The organism is Massilimicrobiota sp. An142, assembly GCF_002160725.1.
GTDB classification, from domain to species: Bacteria; Bacillota_I; Bacilli_A; order Erysipelotrichales; family Coprobacillaceae; genus Allocoprobacillus; species Allocoprobacillus merdigallinarum.
Genome location: NZ_NFLD01000001.1, coordinates 104884 through 118529, shown reverse-complemented (window position 1 = coordinate 118529; position 13646 = coordinate 104884). Strand labels below are relative to the sequence as shown.

14 protein-coding genes are annotated in these 13646 nt (G+C 32.0%); all 14 read left to right on the top strand.

Features of this window, described 5'->3' with window-relative positions:
- Positions 1-12: 12 nt before the first annotated feature.
- The 14 genes from B5E87_RS00640 to dprA all read left to right on the top strand — a co-directional run bounded on the left by B5E87_RS00640 (position 13) and on the right by dprA (position 13641).
- Positions 13-2961 carry a chromosome segregation protein SMC gene (locus B5E87_RS00640; RefSeq protein ID WP_087242919.1) on the top strand — a complete coding sequence of 983 codons (2949 nt, stop codon included), beginning with the start codon at positions 13-15 and terminating at the stop codon, positions 2959-2961.
- A 72-nt stretch (positions 2962-3033) separates the two neighbouring features.
- Positions 3034-4014, top strand: a complete 981-nt coding sequence (gene ftsY, locus B5E87_RS00635; protein ID WP_087242917.1) for a signal recognition particle-docking protein FtsY — start codon at positions 3034-3036, stop codon at positions 4012-4014.
- A 1-nt stretch (position 4015) separates the two neighbouring features.
- Positions 4016-4342 carry a YlxM family DNA-binding protein gene (gene ylxM / locus B5E87_RS00630; protein WP_087242915.1) on the top strand — a complete coding sequence of 109 codons (327 nt, stop codon included), beginning with the start codon at positions 4016-4018 and terminating at the stop codon, positions 4340-4342.
- Between the two features lie 11 nt (positions 4343-4353).
- Entirely contained in the window at positions 4354-5745 is a 1392-nt protein-coding gene (ffh, locus tag B5E87_RS00625) for a signal recognition particle protein (protein WP_087242913.1), read from the top strand.
- A 135-nt stretch (positions 5746-5880) separates the two neighbouring features.
- Positions 5881-8199, top strand: coding sequence for a cation-translocating P-type ATPase (locus tag B5E87_RS00620; protein ID WP_087242911.1), 2319 nt, complete (start codon positions 5881-5883; stop codon positions 8197-8199).
- A 67-nt stretch (positions 8200-8266) separates the two neighbouring features.
- Positions 8267-8539: a 30S ribosomal protein S16 gene (gene rpsP / locus B5E87_RS00615; protein ID WP_087242909.1), complete on the top strand. Its 273-nt coding sequence runs from the start codon at positions 8267-8269 to the stop codon at positions 8537-8539.
- A gap of 14 nt (positions 8540-8553) precedes the next feature.
- Positions 8554-8805, top strand: coding sequence for a KH domain-containing protein (locus B5E87_RS00610; protein WP_087242907.1), 252 nt, complete (start codon positions 8554-8556; stop codon positions 8803-8805).
- 39 nt (positions 8806-8844) lie between these two features.
- A complete protein-coding gene (rimM, locus tag B5E87_RS00605) occupies positions 8845-9339 on the top strand; it encodes a ribosome maturation factor RimM (RefSeq protein WP_241146939.1) in 495 nt (164 codons plus the stop codon).
- Positions 9339-10058: a tRNA (guanosine(37)-N1)-methyltransferase TrmD gene (trmD, locus tag B5E87_RS00600; protein WP_087242905.1), complete on the top strand. Its 720-nt coding sequence runs from the start codon at positions 9339-9341 to the stop codon at positions 10056-10058. Before rimM ends, trmD begins: the two co-directional genes overlap by 1 nt.
- A 110-nt stretch (positions 10059-10168) precedes the next feature.
- Positions 10169-10519, top strand: coding sequence for a 50S ribosomal protein L19 (rplS, locus tag B5E87_RS00595; RefSeq protein WP_087242903.1), 351 nt, complete (start codon positions 10169-10171; stop codon positions 10517-10519).
- Between the two features lie 89 nt (positions 10520-10608).
- On the top strand, positions 10609-11151 hold the full coding sequence (lepB, locus tag B5E87_RS00590) for a signal peptidase I (RefSeq protein WP_224759469.1): 543 nt from the start codon (positions 10609-10611) through the stop codon (positions 11149-11151).
- Between the two features lie 17 nt (positions 11152-11168).
- Positions 11169-12056 carry a ribosome biogenesis GTPase YlqF gene (ylqF, locus tag B5E87_RS00585; RefSeq protein ID WP_224759470.1) on the top strand — a complete coding sequence of 296 codons (888 nt, stop codon included), beginning with the start codon at positions 11169-11171 and terminating at the stop codon, positions 12054-12056.
- Positions 12041-12670 (top strand): ribonuclease HII, encoded by a 630-nt coding sequence (locus tag B5E87_RS00580; RefSeq protein WP_087242899.1) that lies wholly within the window; start codon positions 12041-12043, stop codon positions 12668-12670. Before ylqF ends, B5E87_RS00580 begins: the two co-directional genes overlap by 16 nt.
- Before the next feature lie 206 nt (positions 12671-12876).
- Positions 12877-13641 (top strand): DNA-processing protein DprA, encoded by a 765-nt coding sequence (dprA, locus tag B5E87_RS00575; protein WP_087242897.1) that lies wholly within the window; start codon positions 12877-12879, stop codon positions 13639-13641.
- The last annotated feature ends 5 nt before the right edge of the window (positions 13642-13646 follow it).

Genomic DNA, 13646 nt, shown 5'->3' with positions numbered 1-13646 from the left:
AGGAATTGATTTATGTATTTAAAAAGAATTGAATTACATGGTTTTAAATCATTTGCCGATAAATCAGTCATTGAATTTCAACCAGGAATTACTGGGATAGTTGGTCCTAATGGTTGTGGAAAATCGAATATCAGCGATGCTGTCAGATGGGTATTAGGTGAACAGTCAGTGAAATCATTACGTGGTTCTAATATGTCCGATGTTATTTTTAATGGTAGTGAAGACCGTAAGGCACAAAATGTTGCTGAAGTGACACTTGTATTTGATAATGAAGATCGTTTTATGAATGTTGATTATAATGAAGTAGAAATAACAAGACGCTTATATCGTCAAAATAATGAGGCAGAATATTTAATTAATAAGGAACCATGTCGTTTAAAAGATATTGTTGATTTAATTATGGATACAGGTTTAGGAAGAGATTCACTTTCCATCATTTCACAGGGAAATATTTCTTCATTCGCTGATAGTAAGCCTGAAGAAAGAAGAGGAATGTTTGAAGAAGCAGCAGGTGTAGCAAAGTATAAAAAAAGAAAGCTTGAATCGATTCGAAAATTAGAAAGAACAAAGGATAATTTGGATCGTGTTGAAGATATTTGTTTGGAATTAGAAAAACAGATTTCACCATTAAAACGTCAAAAGGAAAAAGCTGAAATTTACTTGGATTTAAAAGAACAGTTACAGTCTATTGAAGTAAGTGTACTGGTAAAAGGAATTGAAACTTTATCTCAATCTTTACAGGATTTAAATCAATCTTTAGATTTACTGGATAAAGAAAAAGTGACAATTGAAGGACAAATCTTAATTAATGAACAACAAAATGAAAGCTTAAAGAAAAAGATGTTTGATTTGGATCAGGAAGTCAATGGACTTCAAGGCCAACTTTTAACAGCTATGAACAATGTTAATCAATTAGAAACACAAAAAGTTGAGATTGATGCTAATCGTAAACATATTTTAGAGACAACTAACAAAGAAGATTTACAGGCACGTATGGAACAGTTAAAAGCCATTTTACAAGATGCTATTAGTGAATATAATGATCGTGTTAATCGTTATAATGAAACAAAGGAAGAAAAATTAACTTTGGAAGCTTCTCAGGAAAAAAATCGTGCTCAGATGAATGCTTTAAGACAGGATATTGAAAATCTTAATTTAAAATTGCATCAAGACCGTCACCGTAGAGAGCAACTGGTTGATTTGGTAGAAAACAAATCTGGGTATAGTTATGGTGTACGTTCTATTATAAAAGCTAAAGATTCCATGAATGGAATTGTAGGTGTACTTGGAGATTTATTGGAAACTCAAGAAGAATATGAAACAGCTTTAGCAGTTGCTTTAGGAAATGCAGTGCAGTTTATTGTGACTGATAGTGATGAAGATGCGAGACATGCTATTCATTTTTTAAAGAATAATAAATCAGGACGTGCAACATTTTTACCTATTACAACAATGAAGGAAAGACATTTGCGAGAAGAACATTTACTGGTATGTCAAAATACACAAGGTTTTTTAGGTGTTATGAGTGATTTTGTGAGATATCCTGATAAAATTAAAACGATTGTTTTGAATCAATTAGGACATGTGATTGTAGCTGATACATTAGAAAATGCATCTCTTTTATCAAAAGCAACATATGCCAGATATAAAATTGTAACTTTGGCTGGTGAAGTCATCAATGTGGGTGGTTCATTAACTGGAGGAAGTTTTAAACAATCTTCATCACTTTTAACAAATAAACGTGAATTAGAATTGTTACAGGAAACCATTCGTCAAAGTGAACAAGATATCACAATGAAGAAAGCCAAACTTAATGAATTAGATAATTTAGCAAGAGAAATTTCTCATAATCTTCTACAAAAACAGATGTCATTTGCTAAATTGGAGTTGGTTGTCACAAATAAGAAAAGTGAATTACAGATTGCCAAAAGTGAATATGAAAGTTTAACACATCAAAGCGTTGAATTATCAGAGATTGAAAAAGGAACGCAAGATAATCAATTGCTTCAAGAGCTAAATGAAGCTAAAAAAAGAAGAGATCGTTTAACTGAAAGTATTCAGGCTAAGCGAGAATTGCGTATGAGTTTTGTTAATGAAAATGATCAGCTGGAAGATACTTTGAAAGTCACACGAGCTCATTTAAGACACATTCAAAACGATATGACACAAAAGCAGGTTGATAAAGCCAAACAGGAAACAGAACTGCAAAATCATTTACAGCGTTTAAATGAAGAATATAAGATGACATATGAATTTGCCAGTGAAGAATATGCTCGTGATATTGATATGCAAAAATCCAAAGAAGAAGTACGTTTATTAAGACATCAGATTGATTCTTTGGGACATGTCAACTTACAGGCTATTGAAGATTATGAAGAAGTGTCTACACGTTATGAAACTTTAAATCACCAACGTTTAGATCTTATTCATGCTCAGGATAGTATTTTAAAAGCTATTGATGAAATGGATGAAATCATGGTTTCACGTTTTAGTGAAACATTTGAAAAGATTAATCATGAATTTAATATTGTGTTTAGAAATCTTTTTGGTGGTGGAAAAGCGGAATTGAAATATAGTGATCCTGATAATATTTTAGAAACAGGAATTGACATTGATGTACAGCCACCAGGAAAAGCAGTCCAGAATATTACTTTATTCTCGGGAGGAGAAAAAGCATTGATTGCCATCTCATGTCTATTTGCTATTTTACGTGTGCGACCAGTGCCAATGTGTATTTTAGACGAGGTTGAAGCCGCTTTGGATGTTGCGAATGTAGAACGTTTTGCCAAATATTTAAGAGAGTTTTCTCATCAGACACAATTTATTGTTGTCACTCATCGTGAGGGAACAATGGAAGAATGTGATTTGTTATATGGAGCTACTATGCAACAAAAAGGTGTGACAAAACTTGTGAGTGTGAAATTAAAGGATGCTATTGATTTGGCACAAACGGCATCATAGATGAAAAAATATTGACATATCATCAAGAAGTGTTATCTTTATGATATGTCAATCAGTTTGAGGAGGATGTTTATGGGCTTTTTTAGTAAAATCAAAGAAACATTAGTAGGAAAGTCAGCGAAACAAAATGATAAATATGTAGCTGGTTTGGATAAGTCTAATTCTTCATTTTCATCAAAAATTAATGAATTAGCAGCACGTTATCGTGAAATAGATGATGATTATTTTGAAGAACTGGAAAATATTTTGATTATGAGTGATGTTGGTGTCAATATGGTTATGACAATTGTGGATGAAATTAAAAAAGAAGTTCGTCTTCAAAACATCAAAGATCCTAAAGAAATTAATGAAATTATTATTGATAAGATGTTTGTCATTTATGCTAATGATTCCTATATGACTACAAAAATCAATTATGATGATGAAGATTTAACAGTTATTTTAATGATTGGTGTTAATGGTGCAGGGAAAACGACAACGATTGCTAAGTTGGCTCATATGATGCTAAATGAAGGCAAGACAGTCATGGTTGCTGCAGGTGATACTTTTAGAGCTGGGGCCATTGATCAGCTAGATGTCTGGGCTAAACGTCTAGGTATTGAATGTGTGAAAGGTAAAGAAGGTGGAGATCCGTCTTCAGTTGTCTTTGATGCTTTAAAACGTGCAAAAGAACAAAAAGTGGATGTTTTGATTTGTGATACAGCCGGACGTTTACAAAATAAAGTGAATCTCATGAACGAATTAGAAAAGATGAATCGTATCATAAAGCGTGTTGTACCACAGGGACCACAGGAAACTCTTTTGGTTATTGATGCGACAACAGGACAGAATGGAGTTTCACAGGCACAGGAATTTTCTAAAATCACAGATATTACAGGTCTTGTTTTAACAAAGATGGATGGAACTGCTAAAGGTGGTATTGTTTTATCTATTAAAGATGCTTTAAATATTCCAGTTAAATTTGTTGGTTTAGGTGAACAAATGGATGATTTACAGGAATTTGATCTTGAACAATATATCTATGGTTTATGCAAAGGATTATTGGAGAAATAATATGACATCACATTTAGAAAAGACACAACGTGTGAATTTGTTGATGGATTGTTATGGTGATTTATTGACAGATAAACAAAGACAATATTTATCGTTATATTATGAAGAAGATTTTTCTTTGTCTGAAATTGCTGAAGACCTGATGGTTTCTCGTAATGCTGTATATGATCAGCTAAAACGAGCAGTAGCTTCATTAGAAGAATATGAGTCAAAACTTCATTTGATGGAAAAGCATATTGAGCGTATGGCTTTGATTCAAAAAATTGAAAATCAGCAAATTGATAATCAACAAATGCAAGATTATTTAGAAATGTTAAAGAAGATATAGGAGGATAAAATATGGCTTTTGAATCGCTTTCTGAAAGATTGCAGGAGAGTTTAAAAAAGATTAGAGGACAAGCAACTTTAACAGAAGAAAATATGGACGAGATGCTTCGAGAAATTAGATTGGCTTTATTAGAAGCAGACGTGAATTTTCAAGTTGTTAAAGAATTTATTGCGAATACGAAACAAAAAGCTTTGGGACAGGATGTCTTAGGTTCATTAAAACCTGGACAGGTCGTTGTCAAGATTGTTCATGATGAGTTGGTTGAATTATTAGGAACAACAGTCAGTGAACTAGATTTATCAAAAAAACCAACAGTTATTATGATGGTTGGATTGCAAGGTTCTGGGAAAACAACAACTTCTGGAAAGATTGCAAAATTATTATCTAAAAAATATAGTAAAAATCCATTATTGGTTGCGGCAGATATTTATCGTCCAGCTGCAGTTGATCAGTTAAAGACGCTTGGGGAACAATTAGATATTCCAGTCTTTGAAAAGGGAACAGATGTGAAAGCAGAACAAATTGTCAGTGAGGCTATGAATTATGCTTATGCGAATCATCATGATGTTGTTCTTATTGATACTGCTGGGCGTTTACATATTGATGAACCTTTAATGAATGAATTACAGAACATTAAAGATATTGTTCATCCTAGTGAAATCTTATTAGTTGTTGATGCTTTGACAGGACAAGACATTGTCAATGTTGCTCAATCATTCCATGATCATTTACAAATTACAGGTGCTGTTCTAACAAAATTAGATGGTGATTCACGAGGTGGGGGGGCACTATCTATTCGTCATATTACACATGTACCGATTAAATTCATTGGAACTGGTGAAAAATTAGATGCGATTGATTTATTCTACCCAGATCGTATGGCAGATCGTATTTTAGGAATGGGTGATGTTGTTTCATTAGTTGAAAAAGTTCAAGATGTTTATGATGAAAAAGAAACAATGAAAACATTTGAACGTATGAAACGTGGTACTTTTGGTTTGGATGATATGCTTGAACAAATGCATCAAGTTAGAAAATTAGGACCTTTATCTGGTATTTTAAAGATGATTCCAGGTATGCCAAAAATGCCTCAAATCAATGATGAAGATACTGATAAAAAATTAAAATTAACAGAATCCATTATATATTCCATGACATTAGAAGAAAGACGTGATCCATCTATTTTAAATGCTAAACGTAAAGAAAGAATTGCAAAAGGATGTGGACGTAGTGTGGCTGATGTCAATCGTTTGATAAAACAGTTTGAAGCTTCTAAACAAATGATGAAACAGATGGGAAATATAGATCCAACAACGGGTATGCCTACGCAAAGGCCACAAAATCGTATGAATTTTAATCCTAATCGTAAAAAGGAAAGACATAAGAAGAAAAAGAAAAGATAGCCAAAAGTCCTTATTGATGATATAATCAATAAGGCTTTTGCATGTTGTGAAGCTATGTAAAAAAATATAAAATAAAAGAATTTATACAGAAAGTATGATAGTATTATAGGAAAATAAATGATTGGAGATAGTAAAATGGATCAAAAACAAATTAAAGGATTAACTCATGGTGAAGTGCTACAACGTCAGCAACGTGGTGAAGTTAATCGACAACAAAAAACAATTAGTAAAAGTTATAGTCAGATATTTCGCGAAAATATCTGTACATTATTTAATTTATTAAATGTTTTAATTGCGATTGCTTTAGCGCTTGTTGGAGCTTGGTCAAATCTTGTTTTTATTGTGATTATCATTGCTAATGTCTGTATAGGAATTATTCAAGAGATACACGCTAAAAAGCTGGTTGATGAGTTATCATTGCTGATGATTCCTCATGTTAAAGTTTTAAGAGATCAGCAACAAGTGACAATTCATGTTGATGAAATCGTAATGGATGATATTATGATTTTAGAAGCAGGAGATCAGATTTGTTGTGACAGTGTTGTTATTGATGGTGAAATTGAAGCTAATGAATCTTTATTAACTGGAGAATCTGATCCTATTCATAAAAATCAAGAAAGTGATTTGCTTTCAGGAAGTAGTGTTATTAGTGGAAAATGTTATGCAAAAGTTATTCATGTTGGTGAAGATAACTATACATCACGTTTAACAAATGAAGTCAAAAAAGCAAAAGAATTACAATCAGAATTATTAAATTCAATGCGTAAAGTAACAAAAGTGACAAGTTTTATGATTGTTCCTTTAGGAATCATTTTATTTCTTGAAGCTTATTTTCTTAGACAAGATGCTTTGTCACAGGCTGTGATCAGTAGTTCTGCAGGTTTGTTAGGAATGTTGCCAAAAGGCCTTGTTCTATTGATGAGTGTAAGTTTGGCAGCAGGGGTCACAAAACTTGCCAAGCAGAAAATTTTAATTCAGGATATTTATTCTTTAGAAACACTTGCTCATGTTGATACATTATGTTTGGATAAAACAGGAACAATAACAAATGGAAAAATGAAAGTTGAAAAGGTAGAGTTTTTATCTTCTTTATCATCTGATACATTTACAGAATATTTTGGTTCTTATTTGCATTATAGTGATGATAACAATGCAACTTATCAAGCGATATGTGATCATTTTACACTGAATGAAAAATATGTTCCAAGTCAAAAGGTTGCCTTTTCATCACAACGAAAATGGAGTGCCATGACATTTGATGATTATGGAAGTATTGTTATGGGAGCGCCTGAACGTTTAATGAAGAATCTTCCAGCATCTTTAATGCAGCAGATTGAAAATGGTAAACGTGTGATTATTATTGCCTATACTCAAAATAAGCTTGATGCTAAAGCTCCCCTTCCTGAAGTGACACCCGTTTTGGCTATTGTTTTAACTGATATGATACGTAAAGATGTTGAAAAAACATTGCAGTATTTTGATAGTCAGGGTGTAGATGTGAAAGTTATTTCAGGAGATCATGTTTTGGCTGTCTCTAAGATTGCTCAAATGGCAGGATTGAAAAATTATGATAAGTATATTGATTTAAGTGAAGTTCAAAATAGTGAAAGTCAAATGGACGAACTTGTGAATCAATATTCAGTTTTTGGTAGAGTGACACCTCAACAGAAAAAATGGCTTGTTGAAGCATTAAAAAGACAAGGTCATACAGTCGCAATGACAGGTGATGGGGTGAATGATATGTTGGCTTTAAAAGAGGCAGATTGTAGTATTGCGATTGCTGAAGGGAGTGAAGCAGTTAAACAGTTATCTCAAATTGTTTTATTGAATTCAGAGTTTTCATGTTTGCCTGAAGTTGTTTTAGAAGGACGTCGAGTTGTTAATAACTTAACAAGAGTTGCTAGTGTTTTCTTTATTAAAACAATTTATTCTATTATTTTAACAATAGCATGTGCAATTTGTAATATTCCATTCCCATTTATTCCTATTCAAATTACTTTAATTGACTTTGCAATTGAAGCTTGGCCATCATTTTTAACATTGTTAGAACCACAAACACAAAAAATCAAAGGTCAGTTCTTACCAACAGTATTAAAAAATACATTCCCTCATGCTTGTGGTGTCTTATTATGTTTTTTACTTGTTTATACAGGTCGACCATTATTCCATATTCCTATGGAACAAAGTGTCACAATGATGTATTTGGCACTTGCATGTATGAGTATGCAGGCTGTCATTGTTTCAAGTTTCCCAATGACGAAATTACGTTTATTTGTCTGTGTAACTATGGTTTTAGGATTTATTTTGGCTATCCTTTTATTCCATCAATTATTACACATCACAATGCTTACATATTCTCAAATCATTCTCACAATCATTATTACTTGCATTGGATTACTCTTTAAAGAGGTTGTTAGACATATTATTGCTTTCAAAACAAAAGATGTTAAGTAAAAATACTTGACACATTTCAAATATATGTTATACTAGGAAAGCAAAATCAATAAATGGAGGAAAGATTATGGCAGTAAAAATTAGATTAAAAAGAATGGGTGCAAAAAAATCACCATTTTATAGAATTGTAGCGGCAGATTCAAGAATGCCTAGAGATGGACGTTTCTTAGAACAATTAGGAACTTATGATCCTAGACAAGATCCAGCTGTTGTCACAATCAAAGAAGAAGAAGTTTTAGCATGGTTAAATAAAGGTGCTCAACCTTCTGATACAGTAAGAAATATCTTAAGCCAAAAAGGTATTATGAAAAAATTTGCTGATTCAAAAGCAAAAAAATAAGCTGGTGATATAAAGTGGATTACGTCAAAACTTTACAGGAACTTGCAAGTGAACTTGTTATTGAAAAAGATAAATTAGAAGTCAGACAGATGCCTTCATTAGATGAAGATACAATCGTTTTATATGTCTATGCTTCAAAAAGTGATATTGCAAGATTAATCGGTAGAAAAGGAATGATGGCTAATTCTATACGTCAACTTATGTCTGTAAGTGGACGTTTAAATCATCAAAAATTAGACATCAAATTTGAATCTTACGGAGAATAGATGTGGTTCCACATCTATTTTTTATTCAAGGAGGACATTATGAATCAAGTCATTGTTGGAAAAATCGTGAATACACATGGCATTAAAGGAGAATTGAAAGTCAAAGCATCAACAGATTTTATTGAAGAAAGATTTCAAAAAGGGGCTACACTTTATCTGGAATATCAGGGCCAAACTATAGAAATGACAGTTGCTTCACACCGTTTTCATAAAGGACATGTGTTAGTGACTTTTGAAAATCACCGTGATATTAATTTAGTGGAAAAATATAAAGGATGTTTACTTTATGCTTATAAAGATGAAAACTTATTAGGTGATGATGAATATTATGTCAGTGATATTATTGGCTGTCAGGTTTATAATGATGGTCAGTTGATTGGTGTTGTACAAGATGTTCAACTTTATGATCATCATGATATTTTAGTTGTTAAGGGAAAAGAAAAAATTATGATTCCTTATGTTGATGCTTTTATTGTTGATGAAGATATAGAAAATAAGCGTATAGACGTACATTTAATAGAGGGATTTTTATAATGAAAATTGATATTTTATCATTGTTTCCTGAAATGTTTAATGGTTTCTTAGAAACTTCTATTATCAAAAGAGCTATAGATGCACAGGTTGTGGAAGTTCACGTTCATGATTTTAGAGAATTTGCTGATAATAAACATAAAAAAGTAGACGATTATCCTTATGGTGGGGGACAAGGTATGGTTTTAATGTGTCAGCCTATTATTGATTGTTTAAAGACACTGACGACTCCTGACAGTCTTGTCATCTTAATGTCACCACAGGGACAGACATTTCATCAGCAATTAAGTTATCAATTATCTTTAGAAAAACATTTGATTTTTATATGTGGACATTACGAAGGATTTGATGAACGTATTCGTGACTATGTGGATATGGAACTTTCCATTGGTGATTATGTCTTAACAGGTGGAGAACTTGCCAGTATGGTATGTTGTGATGCAATTATTCGTTTATTGGAAGGCGCTATTCGTGAATCTTCTCATGAAGATGATTCTTTTAGTCAAGGATTGTTAGAATATCCACAATACACACGTCCTTATGAATATGATGGAAACTGTGTTCCTGATGTTTTGATGAGTGGTCATCATGAAAAAATTAGACAATGGCGTTTGGAACAATCTTTAAAGAAAACTTATTTGAAACGCCCTGATTTGTTAAAAACTAGAAACTTTACTGATGAAGAATTAAAAATATTAGAAAAAATCACAAAAAAAGATTGATTTTTATAATAAAAAATGATAATATTTCTTAGTCTTTGGACGCAGAAGCTCCGCTGGTTAAATAACGTATGAACTTCGAAGATAAATTTTGTGAAGGAGGAAGTCATATCATGAATATGCAATTAGTACAAGAAATTACTAAAAAACAATTAAGAAACGACATTCCAGATTTCAAACCTGGAGATACTTTAAAAGTTTATGTAAAAATTCAAGAAGGAGATAAAACACGTACTCAGTTATTTGAAGGTGTTTGTATTGCTAGAAAAGGTGGAGGAATTTCTGAAACTTTTACTGTTAGAAAAATTTCTTACCAAGTTGGTGTAGAAAGAGTTTTCCCACTTCATTCACCAATCATTGATAGAATTGAAGTTGCTAAAATTGGTAAAGTACGTAGAGCTAAATTACATTACTTACGTGGATTATCAGGAAAAGCTGCAAGAATTAAAGAAATTCGTAAATAAAAAGTATGGGATGGTCCCATACTTTTTTTCTAGTCTTTTGAGCCTATTAAATGTATAATAAAAAGGTACATAGAAAAGGAGCGATGAGAATGAACAAAAAGAAACTCTATGTTTCTATTGTAGAAATTATAGTTGTGATTGCTGTGACTATCGGTATTTTTAAATTTGTTGTAATACCAGTAAGAATTGAAGGCATTTCAATGGAAAATACATTACATGATCATAGTATAGCTATGATTAATGCCATGGGAATTCAAGAAGATAATATCCATCGTTTTGATATTGTAGTGATTGATAGTCAGCAGCTTAATGAAAAGATTATTAAACGTGTTATAGGATTACCTAATGAAACAGTACGTTTTGAAAATGATGAATTATATATAAATGATGAGCTTGTTCAACAAGATTTTTTAGATCAGGATTTTGTTGAAGAATCAAAATTAACTTATAATGTTGAACAATTTACAGATGACTTTGAAGTCACTTTACAAGATGGTGAATATTTTGTGATGGGAGATAATCGTTTGCGTTCCACTGATTCTCGAGAGTTGGGACCATTTACTATTGATGATTTTGTTGGAATGAAAGGACTTGTGATCTATCCATTTACTGATATTCAATGGATTGATTAAAAAGGATGGTGATGAAAATGGCTAATCAAGGATCAAAAATGAATATTCATTGGTTTCCTGGACATATGGCTAAAGCCAGAAGAGAAATAACAGAAAAAATAAAAGTTATTGATATTGTCATTGAATTGGTAGATGCACGTGCTCCTTATTCATCAAAAAATCCAATGATTAATGAGATAACAAAAAATAAGCCTCGTCTTATTGTTTTAACAAAGAAGGATATGGCAGATGACCAGTATACCAAACAGTGGGTTCAATATTATGAAAAATGTGGCTATCAGGCTATGAGTGTGAATCTAAAGAATTTCAATGAATACCAGAAAGTTATTGAAAAATGCCGTGTTGTTTTGAAAGATAAAATGGAAAAGGAAAAAGCCAGAGGTCTCAAACCACGTGCTATTCGTGCTATGGTTTTGGGAATTCCAAATGTCGGGAAGTCAACTTTTATTAATAAACTGGCAAATCGTAAAGCTACAGTGACAGGAAATAAACCAGGTGTGACTAAGGCTCAACAAATTATTCGCATTGCTAAAGATTTTGAATTATTTGATACACCAGGTGTATTATGGCCAAAACTTGATGATGAACATGTGGCCAAAAATATAGCATTATTGGGATCAATCAAACAAAGTATTTTACCTTTAGATGATTTGTTTATTGAAGCTATGCGTTATTTGTCTAAGCATTATCCTGAACTTTTAAAAGAACGTTATCAATTAGAAATTGATGAAAATGATCCTGATTGGATTATTCATACATTTGATCATATTGCAAAAATAAGAAAAATAAAACCATTACGTGGGGAAACGGATTATGATCGTGTTATGGAACTTTTCTTTAGTGAAGTCAATGATGGTAGCATTGGAAAAATCACATGGGAGGATCCAACATGTGTGAACGACTAAAATATGAGCAAATGGCTTATGATTTAGGAAAACATTATATTGTGGGACTTGACGAAGCTGGTCGTGGTCCAATGGCTGGTCCATTGGTTGTAGGAGCTGTTATTTTCCCTCGAGATTATTATGATGAAAGAATTAATGATTCTAAAAAATTAACTGAAAAAAAACGTGAAGAACTTTATCGTATTATTATTGAAAATGCATTAGCTTATCAAATTGAAATTATTGATGTTGAAGATGTCGATCGTTTAAACGTTTATCAGGCTAGTAAAAAAGGAATGCTGGATGCTATTGAACATATATCTATTCGCCCAGATTATGCATTGACAGATGCCATGCCTTTAGGTGATAGTATTGAACATCAGTCTATTATAAAAGGGGATGGATTATCTTTAAGTATTGGTGCAGCGAGTATTTTGGCTAAAGTGACACGTGATCGTATCATGCAGGATTATGCTAAGATATACCCTGAATATGGTTTTGATAAGCATAAGGGTTATCCCACAAAGCAACATAAAGAAGCTCTCAAAAAATATGGTGTTACACCTATTCATAGACGTTCTTTTCAGCCAGTTATTGAAATGTTAAATCAACAATTAAGTTTATTTGATGAATAAAGACATCATCAGATTCTATGTTTTTACTACAAAGTAAAAAATATTAAAATTATTATATCTTACGTTCTGTGAAGTGCATTTTTCTCAATGCGTTGATCAAAGCAATCAATAGAAAAATTGATTGTTTTTTATTTTTTGAAAAAAATTCATGGAAAAAAAGAAAAATGACAATTTTTTGCGTATATAAATAATAGGAGGATAATTATATGGAAGAATTAGTATTGTATTTTTCTTTAAAGTATGAAGGGGATTTTCAAAAAATCTATAAAGCTTTAATGAATAAAGAAAGAGTTGATGAAGAATTAAAAGTAGAATTAATGAAAAGGATGAATTGTCGTTACATAACAATTTTTAGTGATGAATATCCAGAATTGCTGAAACAGATTAACTGTCCACCATTTGTTTTGTATTATTATGGGGATTTATCATTGTTGAAAACAAAAACGATTGGGGTTGTGGGAATGCGTAATATGAGTGAATATGGGAAACGAGCAACACATTTGTTTGTGAAAGATTTAGTTCAAAATGGGTATACCATTGTCAGTGGGATGGCAAGAGGTATTGATACTGTAGCTCATCAAAATGCAATTGCCTATGGTGGACGTACCATTGCTGTACTTGGAACAGGTATTGAATACTGTTATCCTAAAGAGAATAGACTATTATATGAGGAGCTGAAAGAACATCAGTTGGTATTAAGTGAATATCCTTTTTTAACTGCTCCTCAAAAACGTCTGTTTCCATTTCGTAATCGTATTATTGCGGGTTTATCTTACAGTATATTAATAAGTGAGGCAAAACAAAAAAGTGGAACCATGATTACAGCTGGCTATGCTTTAGAACAAGGAAAAGACATTTATTGTATTCCAGGACGTTTTGATGATTATCAGGGGTGTAATGAGCTTATTAAACAGGGAGCTAAACTTGTTTTAAGTGCTCAGGATATTATGGAAGATGAAGATTATGGTTGACAAAT